Origin of the sequence: Natronoglycomyces albus, from assembly GCF_016925535.1 — a bacterium.
Lineage (GTDB): Bacteria > Actinomycetota > Actinomycetes > Mycobacteriales > Micromonosporaceae > Natronoglycomyces > Natronoglycomyces albus.
The window spans coordinates 941,196-962,464 of the sequence record NZ_CP070496.1; the positions used below are offsets into that span (position 1 = coordinate 941,196).

At 61.2% G+C, this 21,269-nt stretch carries 17 protein-coding genes, 2 tRNA genes and 1 pseudogene; 5 read left to right on the forward strand and 15 right to left on the reverse strand.

The annotated features are described in order from the left end of the window. Positions 1 to 53 precede the first annotated feature (53 nt). The 7 genes and pseudogenes from phoU to JQS30_RS03970 form a co-directional block, all read right to left on the reverse strand. Positions 54 to 710: a phosphate signaling complex protein PhoU gene (gene phoU, locus JQS30_RS03935; protein WP_213172088.1), complete on the reverse strand. Its 657-nt coding sequence runs from the start codon at positions 708 to 710 to the stop codon at positions 54 to 56. A 161-nt stretch (positions 711 to 871) separates the two neighbouring features. Beyond that, complete coding sequence (locus JQS30_RS03940) at positions 872 to 1,090, reverse strand: His/Gly/Thr/Pro-type tRNA ligase C-terminal domain-containing protein (RefSeq protein ID WP_213172089.1); 219 nt, start codon at positions 1,088 to 1,090, stop codon at positions 872 to 874. An 11-nt stretch (positions 1,091 to 1,101) separates the two neighbouring features. After that, positions 1,102 to 2,529 carry an L-lactate permease gene (locus tag JQS30_RS03945; RefSeq protein WP_213172090.1) on the reverse strand — a complete coding sequence of 476 codons (1,428 nt, stop codon included), beginning with the start codon at positions 2,527 to 2,529 and terminating at the stop codon, positions 1,102 to 1,104. Between the two features lie 8 nt (positions 2,530 to 2,537). After that, positions 2,538 to 3,671 carry an iron-containing redox enzyme family protein gene (locus tag JQS30_RS03950; RefSeq protein ID WP_213172091.1) on the reverse strand — a complete coding sequence of 378 codons (1,134 nt, stop codon included), beginning with the start codon at positions 3,669 to 3,671 and terminating at the stop codon, positions 2,538 to 2,540. Positions 3,672 to 3,703: 32 nt separating this feature from the next. Next, positions 3,704 to 4,708 (reverse strand): 2,3-diaminopropionate biosynthesis protein SbnB, encoded by a 1,005-nt coding sequence (gene sbnB, locus JQS30_RS03955; RefSeq protein ID WP_213172092.1) that lies wholly within the window; start codon positions 4,706 to 4,708, stop codon positions 3,704 to 3,706. Positions 4,709 to 4,879: 171 nt separating this feature from the next. Beyond that, a pseudogene (locus tag JQS30_RS17775) lies at positions 4,880 to 5,718 on the reverse strand (pyridoxal-phosphate dependent enzyme). A gap of 791 nt (positions 5,719 to 6,509) precedes the next feature. Further along, a complete protein-coding gene (locus JQS30_RS03970) occupies positions 6,510 to 7,088 on the reverse strand; it encodes a TetR/AcrR family transcriptional regulator (protein ID WP_213172095.1) in 579 nt (192 codons plus the stop codon). Between the two features lie 74 nt (positions 7,089 to 7,162). Here JQS30_RS03970 and JQS30_RS03975 point away from each other — a divergent pair, with 74 nt between their 5' ends. Continuing rightward, the gene (locus JQS30_RS03975; RefSeq protein ID WP_213172096.1) at positions 7,163 to 7,582 is read left to right on the forward strand and encodes a VOC family protein; all 420 of its coding nucleotides are present in this window, start codon (positions 7,163 to 7,165) and stop codon (positions 7,580 to 7,582) included. Between the two features lie 254 nt (positions 7,583 to 7,836). Beyond that, positions 7,837 to 8,640 carry a hypothetical protein gene (locus JQS30_RS03980; protein WP_213172097.1) on the forward strand — a complete coding sequence of 268 codons (804 nt, stop codon included), beginning with the start codon at positions 7,837 to 7,839 and terminating at the stop codon, positions 8,638 to 8,640. Between the two features lie 17 nt (positions 8,641 to 8,657). On the opposite strand, the gene JQS30_RS03985 is transcribed toward JQS30_RS03980, so the two are convergent. Next, complete coding sequence (locus JQS30_RS03985) at positions 8,658 to 9,074, reverse strand: CBS domain-containing protein (RefSeq protein ID WP_213172098.1); 417 nt, start codon at positions 9,072 to 9,074, stop codon at positions 8,658 to 8,660. 299 nt (positions 9,075 to 9,373) lie between these two features. On the opposite strand from JQS30_RS03985, the gene JQS30_RS03990 reads away from it, so the two are divergent. Then, positions 9,374 to 10,168 (forward strand): SigB/SigF/SigG family RNA polymerase sigma factor, encoded by a 795-nt coding sequence (locus JQS30_RS03990; RefSeq protein WP_213172099.1) that lies wholly within the window; start codon positions 9,374 to 9,376, stop codon positions 10,166 to 10,168. 404 nt (positions 10,169 to 10,572) lie between these two features. Here the strand turns inward: JQS30_RS03990 and JQS30_RS03995 are convergent. Further along, positions 10,573 to 10,648: transfer RNA gene (locus JQS30_RS03995), tRNA-Glu, on the reverse strand. 391 nt (positions 10,649 to 11,039) lie between these two features. On the opposite strand from JQS30_RS03995, the gene JQS30_RS04000 reads away from it, so the two are divergent. Beyond that, complete coding sequence (locus tag JQS30_RS04000) at positions 11,040 to 13,178, forward strand: acyltransferase family protein (RefSeq protein WP_213172100.1); 2,139 nt, start codon at positions 11,040 to 11,042, stop codon at positions 13,176 to 13,178. A gap of 16 nt (positions 13,179 to 13,194) precedes the next feature. Here the strand turns inward: JQS30_RS04000 and JQS30_RS04005 are convergent, their stop codons facing one another. The 4 genes from JQS30_RS04005 to JQS30_RS04020 are packed head-to-tail and all read right to left on the reverse strand — an operon-like array spanning position 13,195 to position 19,354. Continuing rightward, complete coding sequence (locus tag JQS30_RS04005) at positions 13,195 to 16,503, reverse strand: error-prone DNA polymerase (RefSeq protein WP_213172101.1); 3,309 nt, start codon at positions 16,501 to 16,503, stop codon at positions 13,195 to 13,197. Then, positions 16,466 to 17,107: a hypothetical protein gene (locus JQS30_RS04010; protein ID WP_213172102.1), complete on the reverse strand. Its 642-nt coding sequence runs from the start codon at positions 17,105 to 17,107 to the stop codon at positions 16,466 to 16,468. The genes JQS30_RS04005 and JQS30_RS04010 overlap by 38 nt, the downstream gene beginning before the upstream one ends. Next, the gene (locus JQS30_RS04015; protein WP_213172103.1) at positions 17,100 to 18,551 is read right to left on the reverse strand and encodes a DNA polymerase Y family protein; all 1,452 of its coding nucleotides are present in this window, start codon (positions 18,549 to 18,551) and stop codon (positions 17,100 to 17,102) included. The genes JQS30_RS04010 and JQS30_RS04015 overlap by 8 nt, the downstream gene beginning before the upstream one ends. Next, the gene (locus tag JQS30_RS04020; protein WP_213172104.1) at positions 18,548 to 19,354 is read right to left on the reverse strand and encodes a hypothetical protein; all 807 of its coding nucleotides are present in this window, start codon (positions 19,352 to 19,354) and stop codon (positions 18,548 to 18,550) included. The genes JQS30_RS04015 and JQS30_RS04020 overlap by 4 nt, the downstream gene beginning before the upstream one ends. 304 nt (positions 19,355 to 19,658) lie before the next feature. Between JQS30_RS04020 and JQS30_RS04025 the strand changes: the two genes are divergently transcribed. Further along, positions 19,659 to 19,733, forward strand: a tRNA-Gln gene (locus tag JQS30_RS04025). An 84-nt stretch (positions 19,734 to 19,817) separates the two neighbouring features. Here the strand turns inward: JQS30_RS04025 and JQS30_RS04030 are convergent. Next, positions 19,818 to 20,879, reverse strand: coding sequence for a recombinase family protein (locus tag JQS30_RS04030; protein ID WP_213172105.1), 1,062 nt, complete (start codon positions 20,877 to 20,879; stop codon positions 19,818 to 19,820). Continuing rightward, the gene (locus JQS30_RS04035) at positions 20,876 to 21,061 is read right to left on the reverse strand and encodes a hypothetical protein (RefSeq protein ID WP_213172106.1); all 186 of its coding nucleotides are present in this window, start codon (positions 21,059 to 21,061) and stop codon (positions 20,876 to 20,878) included. Before JQS30_RS04035 ends, JQS30_RS04030 begins: the two co-directional genes overlap by 4 nt. Positions 21,062 to 21,269: the final 208 nt, after the last annotated feature.

Genomic DNA, 21,269 nt, shown 5'->3' on the forward strand with positions numbered 1-21,269 from the left:
CTCCCTTTTGCCTGGTCGCAGCGGCCCCAAGAGGTGCTAGACCTAGATGGTGACTACTGCCAACTTCTACGGTCGAGGCGTACATCGCCAGTAATGAGATACACCAGCTGGTGGGCCACCCGGACCGAGTGGTCGCCGAAACGTTCGAAGAACCGTGCCAGCAAAGCCGCGTCGACTGCCGCCTGAGCTCCGTATTCCCATTCGGCGAACGTGGCGTGGATGCGGGCTTGAATCTCGTCGATTTCGTCATCGTCGAGGCTCAACTGCGCGGCCGTGAGCTGGTCGTGGTTTTCCAATATATGGACTGTCTTCTCCGATAGACGCACGGCCGCTTGGTGGATTGCCTCGAACTCTGAATGCAGCTGCTCGGGAATCGGTGAGACCGGCGCGCGCAACAACACCGACTTCGCGATGTGTTTGGCGTAGTCCCCGGCCCGCTCCAGATCAGTCGTGATACGAGCCGCACCCAGGACGAACCGCAGGTCAGTGGCTACCGGCTGATATTGAGTCATCAGCTCGACCACCCAATCATCCACCTTGAACTGGATCTCATTGATCTTTTGGTCGCCCCTGACCACCCGCTGGGCGACGTCGGCGTCGACAGTGAGCAGGGCATGGCCCGCCCGTTCCATCGCCGTACCCGTGCGTCGCGCCATTTCGACCAGCAGGTCGTTGAGGTCGTCCAGGTGCTGGTGAAAAACGTTGGCCATTCAAGGCTCCTGTCCCAAATCATGTGCGCATGCGGTAACCGCAGTGAGGCCTGACCAGTCCGAGTCTAGTGCCGTTCGCTGGTGCTTCCGAGGGCCGCCGGGTTACCACCAGGTGAACAGCGCGGCTCAAAACCGTCCAGCCTTCGACTCGTTGGTGCTGGTTAGGACTTGGCGAGGAGGGACATCAGGTGTGGTGCGGCCTGGTCAATCGGCAACGGTGAGGTGGTTGCGGTACCTCGCTGGGTGAATTCGACCGTCCCCTCCTTGGGTCCACGTGCGCCGATGGTGAAACGGTAGGGCAACCCGATCAGTTCCACATCGGCGAATTTCGCTCCGGGGCGCTCGTCGTGCTCGAGGTCTATGATGCTAGAGCTAATCAATTCCGTGATCGTTAAAGCAGCACGTAGAGCCCCGCGCTGCCGAGGAGGAGTGCGGCATAGACACCTACCGATGTCATCAGGCTAAAGCGCACCAGCTGAGTGTCCTCCCCTTTCTTGCCCTCGCCGGCAATCGCGAGAGTGAGCAGAACTATCGGCATCGAGGCAAAAACCGTGTGTCCTGCCGCGGAGTTCTGGACGGCGGAGAAAAGCAGCGGATGCCCCATCTGTGCTCCGATGCCTGACTGCATCGGCAACATCAGTGCGTTACCTCCGACTCCGGAGCCGGTCAAGTATCCCGACGCCATGCCGATGAGCACGGCCACGAAGAGATACAAGAGCGGATTGTCAACGGGCAGGCTTTCGCTGATGGAAGTAACCATGCTGCTGGCGACCATTACCTGTGCCATGACAGTGAAGGTGGTAAGCGTCAGAATGGGCTTCCACGCCCTTAGAGCCGTGGCGTGTACATGGTCCGTCCGTAGACGACCTCGTCCGAGAATGAGGACTGTGGCCACCAGGGCGATGCCTGGAGACGTTAGCGGATTGAAAGCCACGTTCCCGGCATTGAGAGCAGCTGCGTCGACGGGAATTCCGACCAGCGGCGCGACTCGGAGGAGGACGACAAGCGAAAAGATAAGCGCATATGGTCGCATTGCTTCCCGCGGGGGGAGAATGAGTGCCTTACTAGGCGCGAAGAGCCACAGTCCGACCAGAACAGTGGCTATTCCGGCGCATACTCCCGCCAACTCGACGAACCCGAGCCAGTTCATCCCCAGTAGAGCCAGGGAAAACACCGATCCGAGCATGGAGCCGGAGACGATGGCGCGACGTCGTTCGCTTGAATTGTTGACAACGGCCATGGCAGAGCTGAGCGCCCCGAACAGGGGGAACACGAGCATGCTGACGACCGCAGTGCTCAGCGCGAGCGCGCCCAACTCTTGACCAGACAGGGTCGAACCGACCAATGTGGCCAGCCCAAGAGTCCCCCACGGCATGATGTTCATGCTCAATAGGGACTGCCGCAACGCAGTCTCGCGTCGGGTGACGGCCATGAGTAGCGGCACGGTCACGAGCAGGGACATGCCGAAGCCTGTCATCGATTCCAACGCGGGGGCGACGCCCACGACAATGAGCGCGGATTTCTGGGGCGCCCGCAATGGCAGAGCATCGGTCCATTCGACCAATCGGGTGTGTATATGACGTTCGGTGAGCTGTTGGTTGAGATAGAGACCGGGAACGATGACGGCCGCAGCGCTCAACGAAATGAGTCCGGCGGCGGCGAGCGCACGGGTCAGTTCCGTTGCGCTAGTGGTGAAGTTGGGTACGAACACGACCACGGCGATGGTGACTGCGATGCCAAATAGGGCAGCTAGGTGCGCGGGTCGGCGGAAAACCGCAGTGGCCAGTAGAGCTATGACCAATGGACTTACCGCCGCCATCGTGACTATCAAACTGAGCTGTCCTTGCCTTTGTACAATGGCTGTCCGGTGAAGAAGGACAACCAATGATCGTACTGGATTCGTCCGGCCTCGGCGGCAAGGTGTGCGCCTTGTACCACTTTGTGGATTTCCTCAGGTGTCATTCTTGGTCGTTGGAAGCGAAGCCCATCGGCTAGTTCTTCGGCATGACGAGGGTCTACGGCTACGTGAGCGGCGAAGTAGATTCGAATGTCGTCGTCGTGGATATGGAGGCGGTCCATGGCCGCCAGAATCTTTCTAAAATGCGGCGCGACCCAGCTTTCAAATATGAGGAAGCAGCCATATGCCTGCTGCACATAGGCCGGCCTAGTTAGCAGCATCGCGTTGGTATTGGAGGTGATCTTGGCGAACCAAGGGTGGCTACTGCGATAGTCGGCGAAGCCCTCCCATCCGCCGGGTGAAGCCTCGATGAGGCGGCGCAGCCAGAACGTATGGAAGTTTTCCAGCTTGCCGCGCCCGCATTCGTCCCACAGATTTGCGGCCACGACCGCTTTCTGTGTTCCTTGCAGCCCAACGGTAAGCAGGGCGACTTCGTCGTCGACGATCTCGTTGCGAATAGTTTCTCCTCTCAGGAACATATCCAGATTCTCGCGGGGCGCATCGGTGGCGAGATAGTCGAACAGGGGGTGATGAACGCCAGCGTTGGTGTCGGCCAGCTCGTCGAGGTAGTCGGCGGCAGTCTCTTGATTTTCGAAGCGGGGGACATCGGGGAATGGCAGCCAATGGGTGAGGACTTCGCGCTCTAGTTGGATGCGGGCTGAGAACATCGCTACCTCGAGGTCGTCGTCGGGCACGGAAGCGCTGGGACCGTCGTGGTAACCGAAGATATTGGTGTAGATCTCCCCGAGACAGCTGTGTAGAAAGCGGCCGTACTCCTGGTGATTGCCGCGCAGCTCGTTCAGCTGCTTGCGACGGCTTTCCGTATCGGTGTGGACGAAGGCATGCAGCTCGCTGGGCAGCCCCTCATAGGCGGGAACTGGCGGAAAGTAATGCTCGTAAAGCTGGTCGACCGATTCCGTTACAGGGGAGGAGAGCCTTCCGCCGAGGACACTGCGGGCCTGCTGTTGTGCTCCACTGTCGAGCGAAGTATTGCTGGTTTTCATAGGAGTGGTCTCCTTCTAGTGCGCGGCGAAACTTACGGGGCTAGGAAATCGGGGACGCTCAAGGTCGCATTACGGGCGAGGGCCTGCTCGAGGACGTATGCCGCGACTGCAATATCAAGGACGCCTAGACCGAAGGGGGAGAAGACGATGGGGCGGTCATGGTCGACTTTCAGTTTCTTCCCGACAACTTCGCCGATGGTCCCAGCTATGAAGTCGCGGTGGCCCAACTGTTGTTCGAGTAGGTGAGGTGTGGTGTTGGCTTTGAGACAGTGCTCGACGTCGTCGACGACGTTGTGCGAAGCAATCAGAATCTCGGGCGCTAGGTCGCGCAACGAGACATTCAAGAGCACTTGCCCGGGTTTGAACAGATCCATCTCGGCCGTCACGTAGGGCCTGGCAGCCGTGGTGGCAAATATGACCAGGTCTGCTCGGCATGCCTCGTCCAAGTTCGCGGCAACTCGCGTAGGCACGGTCATTTCGGTAGCGATGTCCTGGGCGAACGCACTTGAGCGTTGGGCGTTCACATCGAAGCACGTCAGTTCCTTGACTCGGACCTTTGTGGCTAGTAGATGCCTGACGATGGTGCGAGAGATGACTCCCGCCCCGATAACACCGACAGTGCGGGCGGGGCTTTGCTCGTCGGTCCTGAAGAGGACCTCGGCTGCGAGGGCAGCGGAGGCGGCTGTACGGGCCGCGCTAATCGCGGAAGCTTCCAGACACGCGATCGGGTGTCCGTTCGTATAGTCGTTGAGTATCACCACGGCCGAGGCGCGGGCGGCTCCGGCTTGAACATTGGACGGAAAGCTGGAAATCCACTTGATGCCGAAATTTCCATTGTGATCGTCAAGGAAGGCCGGGAGTGCGATGGCGCGACTGTCGGGCTTGGCGGGGAATCGTAGGAAGTAACTGTCGGGATTGACAGTGGAACCGGACTCATGTGCCTGATAAGTGTCCGCAACGAGGTTGCGGACATGGTTGAGGTCTTCATTGAGAATATCGGCTGCTGTGGGACCGGATACGAGGTGGAAGGTAGACATTGATTGCCTCCTGTTTGGATAGTGGTGGATACGAATAGCGTCGGCGCGAAACTCTCGGATTTCAGGAAAGCCGGTTCCGGTGGTTTTCGACCCATTCATTTGAATAAATGGTGGAGAGGTATTTTTCGCCCAGATCGGGGGAGATTGCGGCAATGCGTGTGCCGGGGGTCGTTAGGCACCGAGAATTCGGACTGCCTCGAGTACAGTGCCAGTTGATCCGCCGACGAGGATGCCGTAACGGCGGGCGAGTCGACGGCATTCGACTACAGTCTCGGTTTCGGAGATGAGAATCTGCTCGAATTTTTCCGCTTCGGAATAGATTTCTGGACGCCGACTTGTGCCTAGTCCGGGGATGAACCGGCGGCGTAAAGCTCCGCCGAAAGTGACCGACCCAATTGCGTCGACAGCTGCGATCTCGTGGTCAAGTCTATGTTGGCGTCGGTATTCCAGACAGCCCATGAGAGTGCCGGTGGTCCCTGCGCCGACCACCAACAGGTCGATCGGGCCTAGTTGCCGGTGCAAGTGCATGGCGGTCGTGTCACGATGTGCATGGACATTGGCGGGGTTGCGGTACTGATTGAGCCGTATCAGCTGGGGGTCGGCCTGAAGGGCATCGTTGATGTAGGCGATGCGCTTGTGGAGAAAGCCCCCGCTTGAGTCGGGCGATTCGATCAAAACAACTCCGTCCCCAGTGCACTCATCGCTTGGAGCGCGGGTTTTTGCGTGTTGGCGTCGGTAACGATCGTTAGCCGGTAGTCTCTAGCGGCGCATACCATGCTCAATGCGATACCGAGGTTCCCCGAGGAAGATTCGATGACGCGCCCAGAGCCCGGAGCTAGCGTCCCAGTGCGTTCGGCCGAGGCGATGAGAGCTGTGGCCGTTTTGATCTTTACTGAACCGGCCGGGTTGAGTCCCTCCAGCTTGAGATAGACGTGGGAGTGGGGGATGAAGTCTTTTAGTTCGAGAAGAATATCGTCGGTAACGATGTCCGATGCGTCTTGGAAAATCATCCAAGATCCCTTCAAGAATCACAGCACGTCAAAGACATGGACTGTGGAACGCTTCGCCCAGGTTTTGGTGCGCGGAGTGGGGCGCGAACGAAAACTTTCCAGTGTGGGGCTGGGAAGGCGATGCAGCGTATGTGGGGGTGTTGGGTGGTGCCTGAGGAACACCTATTGGCCTCAGTAGAGGCTGATTTTTTCTCAGGTTGCTCACTCACGACGAGTGGGAGCCGGTCAGGTCCTGGTGTTAGGGGCATCGTATTTTTGTGGTCTCCAGATGCGCCTAAAATTTACTGTAACGAGACAAATGCATTGAAGCAAGAGAGTTGCCTGGGAAACCATCCGTATTCTCGGGTTGGTGGTGTGGAATTCGTTTGCAGGAGAATAAATCCGGCTTCTCGCTTAGTAACGAACGCCCCAATTATATTAACTGTCCTCATAAGAGCGAAACTGCCTTTGTGTTCACATTAGAAGATCTCACTTGTTGAGAGTTCGGGCCGTGATGGAGAATTGAGCGAATCGTTTTTCTGAGACCGCTACAGACTTCCTTGGGCTACCAGGCACAAGATTTAATTGCACAGTGACGTGAACTATTGTTCGTGGTGTGTTCCGGTTACGTCATCTCTTGCCGACTTCATATCGGGTGCAGCTGCGTCCGCCGGGCAATCTCGGGGCTTTAACGGAGCATCAGGGGAGGAGTTGGCGAAATTATGGGCCGCCCCGATATCACCAAGGTGGCAACCCTAGATTAGTTATTGGGTAGCCCGAATGCCTGTCGGTATCGCTCCCCAGCTGCGGTTTCACGAGGCGACTGCGTCGAGGAGCCGGTCTAGGACTTGGTGAGCGCTCTGCCTGGCTGTGTCGTTCTCGGGCTGTTGCCCGACCCAAAGTGCAGCCTCGTTCATCGCCCCGGAAAGCTGGGCGGTCATCGCTCCGAGCTGGCTAGCACTCACGCCCGCCTGGGCGAGTACCTCCCGGAGGAGGGCCGCTGAATTCTCCGCGTCGAGTTTGCGCCACTGGTCCCAGCCGATCACCGACGGCGCGTCCACTAGCAGCACCCGAGCGGCTGGCCCGACCGTGATGGCATCCAGGAATGCGTGGCAACCGGCTCGCAACTGGGCGTGGGGCTCCTTGCCAGCCTCGTGCGCCGCAGCTTCGACTTCAGCGGCGATATTGGACTGAAGTTGCGCGGCGACGGAACGGAACAGGCCTATTTTGCTGCCGTAATGATGGTAGATCGCTCCTCTGGTCACGTTGGCGGCCTGCGCGACATCATCCAGGGAGACGTCGGCATAGCCATCTGATGCGAATAGCTCGGTCGCCGAGGTGAGGATCTGGCGTTTGGTGGCGGCCGCGGCGGCGGCGGAGGCTCGGGGCATGACTCTTCCTTTACGTACGTTGTGTATGTATACTGGAATTTGTTACATACTCAGTGTACGTAAAGGAGTCGATCATGTCCGTCACCAGCTTCTACCCGGTCCTCATGGCAAACGATGTGGCTACCACAGCCGCCTTCTACCGGGACAAACTTGGATTCCACGTCACTTTTGACAGCAGTTGGTACGTCAGCCTTCAACTGGGCGCATTCGAGTTGGCCATCCTTGACCCCTCGCATGAGACAGTTCCGGCGGGCTTTGGAACAGGAACCCAGGGACTGGTTCTCAACCTGGAAGTGGACGACGTCGACGCGATGTATACGAACTTCAGCGGCGAAGACGGCCCACGCCTGGTCCTGCCATTGCGAGACGAGGATTTTGGGCAGCGGCATTTTATTGTGGAGGGTCCCGGTGGCGTGTTGATCGATGTGATTCAGCCAATCCCGCCCACAGCGGAGTTCGCCGATGCCTACGCGCCCGGAGTCGCCGCCAGCTGAACGCAAACCGCTTGGCGTGGTGAAAAGTCGACGCACCCGAGCGGGCCTGATGATGCTCGGCACGACCGGCTCAAGCGGCACTGCCCATATGTCAAATCCGATGGGGAGTAGCACAGTGGACTTGGCTAAGTGGCCCGCGCCGATTGGCTTCGGGGAAATGACGCTCAGGCGCTGGCGATGGCTCAAGTTTGCGTGTGCGCCTACGATTGGGGAGCCCTCTGTCTCGTTGGCCCCCAATCGGTTCGGGAGATCGCGTGAGTTTCTGGGAAATAATCGGAATTGCCTGTGGGCTGATATGTTGCCTGGCTGTCCTGGGTTTGTTGTTCGCCGGCTGGTTGATGCTGGCTCGACAACGATTCGTTCTCAAGCGTCAGAAAGCCACGTTGAGCAACTGGGCCTCGAAGCGCGGAATGCGTTACCTGGGGCGGGATGACTCTCGGCTGCGGATCGTTGATATGACCGGCCACGAGTCGCCGACGATGCTGGCATCCAGCATCGCGCCGCCGGAGAAGAACGTCGGCCTCATGTGCCATGTTGACGAACGCATGCGGACCGAACACGTGATCACAGGCCGCATGGACAATTTCGACCTCGTGGTGTTCCAACGGCATTTCCCTGGCTCCCTCGATAGTCTCCTCTATCCCGAGGCGGCGCAGCTTCCGGAGAAGGCATCCCGGCAAGAACTTCGCCATTCCTATGTGGCGATACGTTTGCCGTCTGAAGTTCCACTGACGGTCATCTCCTATGCCGTGCCCGACATCATGCGGGAACAGTTCGTCAAAGTCCTCCTCACCACTGGCGAGGAGGACTTTGACGCCAAATTTACCGTTATGTCGGAATCGCTTCAGCTCGCCACGGCGATCATGGACCCACAGGTCCGGCGTGCCTTGCGTGAAGCGTCGATACCGCTGGGTACACGCATTGTGTTCGCCAACGGCTGGTGTTTCATTCCCGAGGCTGGATTGCTGCGGCCCGGCCGAATCGAAAAGCACCTAGCCGTGCTGCAAAAATTCATCCCGCGCATACCAGCACAGGTATGGGAGCCTCGGAACACGTAGCGGGGCGGGAAACCGCGCTAGTTTTGCGACACCGCCTCGACAAGTTCGCCCAAGCGGCGGTCATCCAGGTGCCGGGCGAGATCGGAAATGGCGATCATTCCGACCAAGGTCCCCTCGTCAATGATGGGTAGCCGCCGGATCTGGTGGGCGGTCAACGTTGAGATGACCGTGTCCACGGTATCGTCTGCCTTGGCATAGACGAGCTGACCATTACTCAGCTCCGACACGGAGCACTCTGCGGGGTTCTTGCCAGCGGCCATGACCTTCAGCACGAGGTCTCGGTCGGTCACCATGCCTTTAAGTTTGTCGTCGTTTCCGCAGATGGGAAGCGAACCCACATCCAAGTCCGCCATCATTCGGGCAGCTTCGGCGGCGGTCTGGTCGATGCCTACGCAGGTGGCCCCTGCATGCATGATGTCGCGTGCGATCGTCATGTTCTCCTCCTTGGGTCGATTTAGGGGAGTACCCAATCGTGGCGGTTTTATTCACCCCAGGGCGATCGCATCAGTACCCACGGTGGCGGGCGAGTCTAGTGGGCCGCACCTCCAAAAATTGGTGACATGAGTCTCAATTCTCTGCTTTGAATGATGCTCGGACAATCTCGTACGAGGCTGGGCAGTAGAGCCGATCGCGTTGCGCTCGGGGACGGCTAGGCTAGGCGCCCCTCATCATCGGACATCGCGCATCAACGCCTCCAGGGATGCTGGTCAACGAGCATTAAGGCGGGATACGAATGATAGATAGATGCCAAAAGCTCAAACGACGTGCGCACTCGGCCCGGTACGAGCACCTCAGGCCCCTCTTCTATGAACTGGCGGGACTCCCACCAGAAGACCCCCGGCGCTCGCGATTGAGAGAGGAGCTGGTCACCGGATTCATACCGGTAGCCGAGAACATCGCCGGACGATTCGCAGGTCGCGGAGTTCCTCGCGATGACCTCGAGCAAGTGGCGGCAGTGGGCCTCATTCACGCCATCGACCGATTCGACCCCCACCGAGGCACTAACTTTCTCTCCTACGCGATCCCCACCATGACCGGAGAAGTCCGGCGGTACTTCCGTGACTGCACATGGACTGTGCGCGTACCCCGGCGCGTCAAGGAGCTATATTTGCTCCTCAACCAGGCTGAACAAGAGCTAACCCAGCGGCTGGGGTACACCGCGAACGTCTCGGAACTGGCCCGATATCTGGATATCAGCGAACAAAGCATCACCGAAACCCTCGCCGTGTGTCTAGCCTGCCGGGCCGAATCGCTCGACGCGCCGCCCCGCTTTGGGCGCGAAGGAGCCACGCTCGCCGACCGGTTGGGCAGCGCCGACCAGGCCATTGAAGATGTGGACAACCACGAGACGCTGATGCCGCTGCTGCATCGGCTCCCGCAGCGCGAACGCCGCATCCTGGCTTTGCGGTTCGTGCATGAGCTAACGCAAACCCAGATCGCCGAGCAGGTTGGCCTATCACAGATGCACGTATCCAGGCTCCTTGAGCATGCTTTGAAGAACCTACGAGTGGAAATGGTCGACGCCTAAACCCTTCGATCGTTCTCGTGAGGTCGCCGCCGAATCCCACACTTGTCGCGATCTGTGAGGGCTTCACGATGGTGGAAGAGTCCGGGTGAACAGGGATTGGGATATTCCCCGTTTCGCCTGGATATCGCGAGGAAGGAGGGCCAGTTTAGAGACGTGCCCGGCCAAGTGCCTCACTTTCGTGCGTGAATGTGGGGCAACCCGATGCCTATAGGTGAGAAGAAGCAGCGAAGAGATGGGCCACAACATGGGTAGCGCGCACAACTGGGCCAGCCTGTATCGGGCTACTTTGTCTGGCGCTGCTGGATGGCTAATTTCGTCCCGCACGCCAACGGCCTCACAACGGCCTCAGCGGGCCGTGAAACAGTTCGAGGCCAACCGAAGTTGGCCTCGAACTGGTAATTTATTGGTACTCCCGAGCAGATTCGAACTGCCGTTTCCGCCTTGAGAGGGCGGCGTCCTAGGCCCCTAGACGACGGGAGCTTGTGCCAAATCTCCGAACTTGGGCTTTAGCCCCAAGTTGCGGCGACGTCAAGAATCGTACCTGATGCCATGCCACGCCTTCCAGCGGGATACCTCGTGTGACGCCCATCGCAAACGCCCACCGTTCATGCTGAAAAGTCGCCCTCGCCGGTGCGGATTTCCCGCAAGCTTATCCACCCTGCGGTGGCCGACCCTACACATTGCTGTGGCCAGCCACATCCCGATGCCACTTTCAGCCCATGCATCCCGTTGATGTTCATCCGTCACACATATGAGGATCGATTCCAGTGCCATTGGCTCCCCGGCCTCCTGGCGGCCACCCGCGCCTCAAGTTCGCTGACTAGGGTCGCTACAGTTGCCGATGCAACCGTGATTAATGGAGCTCCCCCCAGTGTCAAGTCCTTCCTCCACTGTGAATAACTCCAGCCAAGAACCGGGCAGCCAAACCGGTTCCGTCCTGTCCAACTCCGACGAACCTCGCCTTCCAACCCAGCGTGCGCCGGAGGGCATTGCCACGCCCAAACGCTTCCACATTCCCGAAATCGAGGGCCTTCGCGGCATCGCCATCGTCCTCATCGTGATCTTTCACGTGTGGTTCAACCGGGTCTCTGGCGGCGTCGACGTGTTCTTTCTGCTCTCGGGTTTCCTCATCACCCTGAGCCTGATCCGGGCCGCCGAACGCCCCGGCGGCACCGACATTGGCCGCTACCTCAGCCGACTAGTTCGACGCATCACTCCACCAGCATTGATCGTGCTGGCCGGGGTCGTGGTCATGGCGATCATCTGGCTGCCTAAATCCCGCTGGGGCGACACCTTCGGCGATGTCCTCAGTTCGGCCTTCTTTATCGCCAACTGGCGGCTGGCCGAAAACTCCGTGGACTACCTCGCCTCGCAAAACAGTGCCAGCATGGTGCAACATTACTGGTCCCTAGGCGTCCAGGCCCAGTTCTACCTCCTGTGGCCGTTGGTGATCTCAGCCGCGATTCTGGCGGTGAAGTTGCTGGGCGACCGGGTACCAGGCTTGACGCTGCGTCGCGCTGCGGCAGTGACGATCGGACTGGTCTTCGTCGCCTCCTTCGCCTGGTCGCTCCACCAGACGGCCACCGACCAAACCTATGCCTACTTTGACACCCGAGCCCGGCTATGGGAGTTCGCCCTTGGCGGGCTCTTGTTCCTAGCCTTGCCATACCTGCGCTGTGGCCGCCGCTGGGCCGCCATATTGGCCTGGCTCGGCATAGCCGCCCTGGTCAGCTGCGGCATCGTCTTCACCGGAGCTGAGTTCCCCGGATTCGCCGCCCTCGTCCCCACCCTGGGCGGAGCCGCGATCATCGCCGCCGCAGTCGCCCAACCACACACCACCGCCGGTTCGCTGCTGCGATCCGCGCCGCTACAGCGCCTGGGCCAACTGTCATTCTCCCTCTACCTATGGCACTGGCCGGTCCTGGTGACATACCTCGTCATGACTGGGGAAGAACGACCTGGACTACTCAGCGGCCTCGGCATAGTCGCGGTGTCAATACTGCTGGCACAAGGCACCCACCTCCTGCTCGAAGTGCGGCTCCCGGCAACAGGGATCGGGCAAAAAACCGTGCGGGGCGGATTCGCCCTCGGCGCAACCTGCCTCGTTGTCGTCATGCTTGCCGTCACCGCATGGTTCTCGATCATCGAAGGCGAACGCAAACGCATCGAAGCGCTGTCAGCCGATGCCGCGAACTACCCGGGGGCCCAACAACTAGCCAACACCGCCCAAACCACGAGCAACGCCCCCCTCATCCCCTCCTTCCTCGACGCGCACCTAGACGACGAGCTGGAGTTGCGCGACGAATGCAGTCAGAACATCGTCGGTAAGGCCGTCAAATTCTGCGAACTTGGCTCCGAAGACCCCGAATACACCATCGCCATCATCGGCGCCTCCAAGACCTGGCAGTGGGTACCCGCCTTCCTCCAATTCCACGAAGAACACAACTGGCGCATCATCCCCATGACAAAGAACGCCTGCCACTTCAGCGCCTACGAGCAGATCTATCGCGGCGAGGTGTACGAGGACTGCAACGAATGGAACGACCGCGTCATGGACGAGCTGGCCCAGCTGCGACCCGATGCCGTGTTCGCCACCGCCAACCGGGTCGACGAACACGGTGAATACACCGACGAGGGCTATATCGCCCGCTGGGAGCAGCTCGATGACATGGGCATTGACGTATTCGCCATCCGCGATACGCCCCGGCCCGGATTCGACGTCCCCGAATGCGTCGAGGCCAACGGGATCACCTCGCTGGAATGCGCCCGCGACCGCGACGATATCTACCCGCTCCAAGAGCCAGAAGTCGCCACGGAATTCGACGTACCCGACAACGTGCGGTTCATTGACCTCATCGACTACGTGTGTGGAGATCAGGTGTGCCCGCCAGTGGTGGGCAACATCCTCGTCTACCAAGACACCACCCACATCACCGCCACCTATATGCGCACCCTCGCCCCCTACCTGGAAGCCGAACTCGTGGCCACCATTGACGGTCAAACAGGCTGACAAAGCCGCGCGTGACTCATTTGAAATCGCGCGCTGAAGCGGTCGGGGCCGGGAGCCGCAACGGCGTTAGCTTGTCCGCCATGAGACTGACCGCGCCCTCGGCATGCTCCACCGTCCCTCGCACAAGCAGAGCCTTCGCCGACAACGCCTCTTGCTTCCACCGCTTCCACAACCCCTGTGAACACACCACGTTGAGGATGCCCGTCTCGTCCTCGATACTCAAGAACGTCACTCCACCAGCGGTCGGAGGGCGCTGGCGGTGCGTAATGACCCCCGCCACCTGAATCCGGCCGATCTGGTCGCTGACCTGTGTTGCGGCCGGTTCCCGCTGGTCTTGTCGCTGGGGCGCCTTCCTCACCGCATCATGGACTCCCGATACCGTCAGCACCTCTGGTAGGTCGGAGCGCACCAGCTCCATCGGGTGACACCGCAACGAAAACCCCAGCCCGGCATAGTCGGCCCCCGCCAGTTCGGCTTCGCTCATGCCCGGCAGAGTCGGGGCTGCGGAGGTCGGTCCCGTACTGGCCATCATCAGTTCGTCTTCGCGCACCATGCCTGCTGTCCATAGCGCGCGCCGTCGATCCGGCTGTAGTGAACCCAGCGCACCGGCCAGCGCGAGCGCCTCCAATTGGGAGCTGCTCAATCGTGCCCGCCGCGCCAGGTCGGGGATGTCTCGATATGGCCGGTTGGCGGCGATGCGTTCGGCCGATTCTCTGTGTAGGGAGGCGACATTGTCCAGACCTAGGCGGATCGCGGCGGTGGCTTTGACCGGCGGGATGGGTTTTTCGTCGGTGGCTTCCAAACTCGCGGCGACGCGCGAATAGTTGACGTCGGCGGCGCGTACCCCCACGCCGTGACGTTTCACATCGGCGATGAGAGACGCCGGGGAGTAGAACCCCATCGGTTGGCTAGCTAGCAAAGCCGCACAGAACGCGGCGGGATAGTGGCATTTGAACCAGGCGGAGGCCCATACGAGATGGGCGAAGGACGCCGCGTGGCTTTCGGGGAATCCGAAGTCGGCGAAGGCCGCGAGTTGCCGGTAGATCTGGTCGGCCTCCTCGGTGCTGATGCCGCGTTCGGCCATGCCCGCGTAGAGGCGCTGTTTGAGTGCCTCCATGCGTTCGGTGGACCGTTTGGCTCCCATCGCTCGGCGCAGCTGGTCGGCGTCGGAGCCGGAAAATCCCGCCGCGTCGATGGCGATTTGCATGAGTTGTTCTTGAAAGATCGGCACGCCGAGGGTTTTTTCCAAAGCTGGCCACAATCGCCGGTGAACCTTGTGTTTCCACTTCTCTCCGTTGCGGCGGCGCAGATAGGGGTGAACCGAACCGCCTTGCACGGGGCCGGGACGGATCAGGGCGACTTCTATGACGAGGTCATAGAAGTTCTGCGGCTTCAACCGGGGCAGGGTTGACATTTGGGCGCGTGACTCGACTTGGAATACCCCGACTGTGTCGGCCGCTTGCAACATGGCGAAGACTTCGTCGTCTTTGGAGGGCAGTTTCGCCAGCTCGACGGTGACGCCGTGGTGGTCGGCGACGAGGTCGCAGACGCGGTGCAGTGCCTCCAGCATTCCCAGCCCCAGTAGGTCGAATTTCACGAGCCCGGCTGAGGCGCAGTCTTCCTTGTCCCATTGCAGGACCGTCCGGTCGGTGGCGCGGGCCCATTCCACGGGAACGATCTCGGACACCGGTGTTTTACAGATGACCATTCCGCCCGGATGCACGCCCAAGTGCTGCGGAAGCCGCAATAGTTGGGCGGCCAGCTGCCGTACTTCGGCGGGCAGGTGTGAGGAATCGTCCGGGTCGAGCGCTTTCGGCGCGTCGGGGAAGGCGGGGGTGGCGGCGTGAAAATGCTGGAGTTGTTTGCTCCACCTTGTGGCCTGTTCATGGGAATACCCCAGTGCTTTGGCCGCGTCGCGCACCGCCGAACGGGGACGGTAGGTGATGACGTTGGCCACCATCGCGGCGCGAGTGCGGCCGTACTTCTCATAGGCGTACTGAATCACCTCTTCGCGACGACCCGACTCGATGTCGAGGTCGATATCGGGAGGTCCGTCGCGATCAGAGGAGAGAAACCGTTCGAACAACAGGTTGTACTCGATCGCGTCCACATTGGTGATGCCCAGGGCATAGCAGACCGCGGAGTTTGCCGCCGACCCCCGACCCTGGCAGAAGATGTTGTTGTCGCGGCAGAATCTCACCAAATCGGCCACGATGAGGAAGTACCCGGGGAACTGTAGTTCCTTGATCAGCTGTAGTTCCTTGTTTAGTTGCTTCCAGGCTCCGCGGGGCCGCTCGTTCTCAGGGGGCCCGTAGCGTTGCCGTGCTCCTGTGAGAGTCAGCTCCGCGAGGTGTGAGAACTCGTCGTAGCCTTCCGGCACCTCAAAGATCGGTAGTTGTGGTTCCAAGAGTTTCAAGTCGAAGGCACACCGTTGGGCGATGGCCACCGAGGTTTCGACCGCGCGCGGATAGTCGCCGAAACGCTGTGCCATTTCCTGCCCGCTGCGCAGGTGCGCCGCAGCGGCTGTCGGCAGCCAGTTGGCGATGTCTTCGAGGCTGGATCGGGCGCGGGTGGCGGCAAGAGTGTTGGCGACCTTGGCGCGCTGCGGGCTGGCGTAATGGACGTTGTTGGTGGCCACGTAGGCGACCTTGGCGCGGTCGGCGATCCGCACTAGCGCTTCGATGCGATCGAAGTCGTCGGGGAGGTCGTGGCAGGTCAGTTCCACGGCCACGTTGTCGCGGCCGAACAGGTCCATTAGCTGATGCAGCTGTTGTTGGGCGATGTTTTCCCCGGCCTCCAAGGCGCTCGACAGCGGGCCCTTGCGGCAGCCGGTCAGAATCTGCCACTGCCCGGCCGCTTCGGTGGCCAGCTTCTCTAGGTCGTATACCGGCAGCTCTTTATCCCTGTTGACGGTGTGGGCCTCGGTGATCGCGCGCGATAGCGCCCGGTAGCCTGCGGCGTTGCGGGCCAAGACCACCAGGTGCGTGCCAAGCGGGTCGACTTGGCCCCGCCGGGGTTGGCTCATATTGAGGTTGAGTTCCGCGCCAAAGATTGTGGGTATGGCCGCCTGCCGTGGTTGAAAACCGCCTGCCGTGGAAGATTGGCCCGCAAGTTCTTGTCGTTGCGTCGACTCCGCAGCAGCGGAATCTCTCCCGGTGTTCCTGGCGGCCTCGGCGAACTGTGCCACGCCGTAGAGTCCGTCGTGGTCGGTGATCGCCAATCCTTTGAGCCCCAGCTGTATGGCTTGCTCCACCAGATCAGCTGGTGAGTCGGCCCCGTCGGCGAAGCTATAGAACGAATGGCAGTGCAGTTCCGCGTAATCCACGACGCCTCCTGGCCACGGTGGCGAAGGGGCACGCGCGGTGGCGGACCACTGAGGAGATGCTTTCGGGGCGTTCTTCGGTATCGCCCTGTCGTCGAATGCGCGCATCTTGGATCGGCGGATAGCCCGGCTCGCAGACCGGCCACGATCTGGCGATGCCAGAGGGCGAAGCGTCGGCCTCATCGATGTGGCCCGGGGGCGATTCGCGCGCGGGCCGGTCTGGAAGAGACTGGGCCCGAATCACACGATTGATGACCCGATCGATGAGGTCATGATCGACACTCCCGCCTGGCCTGGGCTCCATCTCTTGGTCGGTCGAGATAATGGGACGGGCCGCCTCATTCGTGCTCTCGCCGAGTACCGGAGGGCGCTGGCCCCTCCCGTCGTGCCCGTCGGCGAGAACGTTGTTCTCGAAACCGGTTGGGCCACAGGATGTTCCCAGAAAGAACGCCTCGATCGCGGCTCGTTTGGGGTCGAGGCCAGCCTCTTGGCCCTCGACGTCGCTCGGCGAGCTTTCAGCCGTATCGTCCTCGGCCGGATATAGCCCCAGCCGCGCGACCGCTCGGGAGATCATCGTCTCCCACAGACGCAAAATCCATTTAGTCATACCAGCCACTAACCCTCCACTGTTGACTTTCACGAACGAGAACACCTGCTCGACCATCGGCCAAAACCACCTGCAACCGGGCAAAACGCCGAGGCGGGAGGTCATCCTCTGTGGACCACCATCGTTCGATTACCGGCCACGGCCCTGCCCAGCCGTACACCTGGAGCCGTTGCCCGGCCCACCGCAACTCCACCGGCGCCGCCGAGAGCAGGCCACGGGCGCTGGCTTCAATGTCCGCGCCGTTGGCGTCCAGCAGCTGCGCGGGTTCGTTCCAAGGCACTGCGGGAGTGGGTTTGGGCAAAGCGCCGGGTCGCTGCGCCGGGTCGTCTTTGGTGGCCTCCACTTGGAACAATGTGGCCGGATTCTCCGACGGCGCTGTCTGGGGAACCCCCGATTCTGGCGAAGTGGAACGCCCGAGGTCTGTGGCCGCGCGGGACACCGCCTCGTCTCCCAGCAGGCTCTGCACGTGGAGGATGGCCGCCTGAGCTCGCTCCCGCGCTTCCTGTTCGGAGCGTTCGGTCGAATGTGCTTCCCAGAGCGACAGCTGTGCTTCCAGCTCCCCGTTGACTCCGTCGGGCCGTAGCTCCAGGCGCCGGATCGGGCCGGTTCCGACCCGGTGACCTGAGAGCCACCCCTCCAATTGCCAACGGATGCGTGTCGTCAGCTGGTTGCTGCCCGGTTCGACCTGCCAGGTACGCCTGCGAGTCAATCCGGTGGTGGTGTGCGCGGTGATGGTGACGCGAGTGCAGATCAGTGAATGCGCCTCCAGCGTGGCGTGCAGGCGGTCAGTCAGGGGACGGGCGGACAACAGGGCGGTCTCGATCGATTCCAGCGGAGGGTCATAGTCGGCGGTGACGCTGAGGTCTGGTGGGATCTTGCGGGCGACGATGGGACGCAGGCTTTCCCCCGCGCTCAACCGTTGGGCTTGCCGCATGGTGGGGCCGAAGCGTTCGACCACGGCGGCGGGGTCTAGGCGGGCGAAATCTCCCAGCGTACCCAGGCCCAGGTGGCGCAGCAGCGCGATGGTGTCGCCGTCGACTAGCTGGGTGAGGCGCAGATGCGCGATGTCGAGCGGAGCCAGAAAGTCCGCGTCGCCACCGGGTGGGACGATGATGCCTCTTCGGGCGGCCAACAGCGCCGCGTAGAGGTCGTCGGCAACCCCGGTCAGGCAGTCGAGGTCGCAATAGGCGTGGATCGTGTCGATGAGCAGCTCGCAGGCGGTCTCCTCGCCGCCTTCCAGACGGGCGAACCCACGGGCGGGCAGGGCGATGAGGCCGGGGCGGAGGACTTCCAGATGAGGAGTGAGGGTCTCGACCACTTCGCACACCGGCTCGAAGCTGGCTTCGGACCGGGGCTTGGCATCCGATGAGCCCGTGCGTTTCGCTGGCGACGGGGCATCCCAGTCGGGCAGCCAAGCCACCAGAACGCGACGATCACTATTCACGACCCGGGCCCCCCTTCGTCCGTGTAGAGCCGCAAGGTGGCCTGGCGGGAGCGCCCGGTACGCCAGAGGGCCGAGACAGCTAGCTCACAGGAGCGAATGCGACCCGACCCGTACTGGCGGTCGGCGTGTCTACGTAGCCCCGACCAGCGGGCGGAGGTGATACGCAGACGAGTGTCGAGGCCGGGCCATTGCCGCTGGGGGCTGCCCCACCACAGGAGGATCGCACCCAGGTTGCGGGCGCGAGTGGCGAGGCGTGCCGCCTGGTTGGTTGTGACAGAGGCTGTGGAAACGGCGACCACGGCAAACCCGTCCATGAGGGCGGCCGCGGCGTCGGCGACTTGCGGACGTGGCGCGGTGACGGACACGAGGTGCTCCACGTTTACGCCAGCTTCGGCGGCTGTCCCCAAGTGGCGTCGGGGGAGGCCGACTAGGGCGCACCAGTGGGTGGCACTTGGTTCGGCGAGAATCCGCCACAGCAGGGACGTAGCGCCGGTGCCCGGATGTACGAGAGTGCCAGTGGTAAGGCCCTCACGTGGGAAAAGACTGTGAATGTCAGAGGCGAGTGGCAGTATGCGGGTAGGGGTGAGGCTAGGCCACGTCGTCAGGTCTAGACGCCGTTTCGTCCCTCGGGTGCTGAAGGACGTGGCGACTTTGGCTTTGTAGTCGGCCAGGTGGCTGGAGTTCTCCTCGCTGGGTGTGGCCTCGGGGGTGGTCAGCGCAAAGTCGGCAAAGGTGGGCTCGGCAAGTTGGCTAGCGGGGATGAGACCAGGGATGGAAGCAAGATCTACCTGCTGTTTTGCCATTATCAGTCCACCTCCCGTACTAATTTAAAACATATGTACTATACACGGTAGTACAGCAGGACGACGCAAAAAGATCAACTATTTACGCACGTGTGTTCGATAAATCTCACGATCGAGTGAACAGCGCGTCATCCGCTCGGTGGCGGCCGCGAGGTGCCACCGGCCAAGGCGGTGCGGGTAGTGCTCAGATGGGGCGACGTGGGTTACAGCAAGCCCGGCCCCCGGGTGCGGGCAGACACCGGCATCCGGTAAAGTTTCATCCCGTTGGCCCGCTAGAATTTGCGTGGAAAACAAGCCATATCAATGGGGTATGGTGTAATTGGCAGCACGACTGATTCTGGTTCAGTTAGTCTAGGTTCGAGTCCTGGTACCCCAGCCATAACAAAGACCACCTTTGGTGGTCTTTTTTTGTGCTGCGGGCAGCACGACTGCTGGGTTGTGGGGCGCGCAGAGCGCGCGTGGTTCAGTTGGTCTGGGTTCGGGTCTTGGTACCCCAGCCAATTTGGTCTTTTGTTTTGCCCTGATCAATTCCCGCGCGACTCCGCATCGCCGAAACCAGCGGCTCCAGCAGCTCAGTGACTTGGTTGTCAATAACCCGAGGCACCCGATCCCCGTCCTCTACCGCGACGAAGAGCCGCCCGAAGAACCCGGTGTGAACAGCCCGGTGCTGCGCCTCCGGCAGCACTTCCTGCACCCGATCGAACAGCTCCTGACTCACCAGCGGCTCATGCCGCCCCTGGTGCTCGACGCCCTTGAACGTGACTCGTCCGAAGTAGTAGCGGTTCCGCAGGATCGTGCCGACGGTGTACATCGGGACCTCTCGCCCGGCTGGGCACCGCTTGCTCGGCCGGGTTCGAAGCCCCGCATCGGTGACGGCCCGCTGCAACTTCTTGAGCGAGTAAGTCCCGCTCGCGTACAGCTCGAACATGATCCGGATGAAGGGTGCGCGCTCCTCATCCACGGACACGGTCCGAATCTCTCGGCCCTCGACGGTCTCGCCAGCGTTCCGGAATCCGATGGGCGCCTGATACGGCGTACCGCCGTTGGCTGCCTTCGTGCCCATCTTGTAGGCCACTTCGGCACCCGAGGCCCGCGACTGGTACTCGTTGACCCCGTCCAGGATCGCGGTCACCAGATCACCGACGTGGCTGTCGTCGATGTAGTCCATGATCGAGACGAGTTGGGCCCCGAGCTTCTTGAGCTCGCGCCGAGTGATCACCGCATCCGCAATGTCCCACCGCATCCGCAACCGCGCGTACACGATGATCGCTCCGACATCCTTCTCGTTCCGGATGCGCGCCATCATCTCCAGGAACTTCGGCCGCCCATCTACCGTCAAGCCGGACTTCCCCGGCTCGACGTATTCGTCTACGACCTCCATTCCAAGCCCCTCAGCCCGGCGCTGGCACGCCTTCCGCTGCGCTGGGATCGAGTTCCCCTCCGGGTCGTAATCCGCCTGCACCTGCCCCCGCGAGGACACCCGCAGATAGAGCACGGCACGCTTCGCCCTGACTTCCTGACTCATGATCGATCGGCCTTCCGACTGGATGATTCGGTCCGACCCGCCGTGTCGGCCTGCTCAGGCTTGACCTCGGCACTCCGCTCCGACTCCAACACGGCATCGATCAAACTCTCATCGATCAGCCGAACATCAACGTCATCCCGAAGCGCCCCGGTCACCCGCACGCGAGCCTCTCTGCCATCCATGAGGCCCACCGCCTCACCAGGGAAAACAGCAGGTCAACGCCAAGATAGACCCACTCCGCGACAACGTCGAGCGACGCGAATTATCCGACTCCGGAGCACGAACCTGCTTCCCGCAGCCAGGAGGGACTTCGAGAAGGGCACCAAGAACGGAACCTTTGGCAATCAGCAAGAGAACGATCAAGCGGGATGTCTCGCCGCGATCGATCGA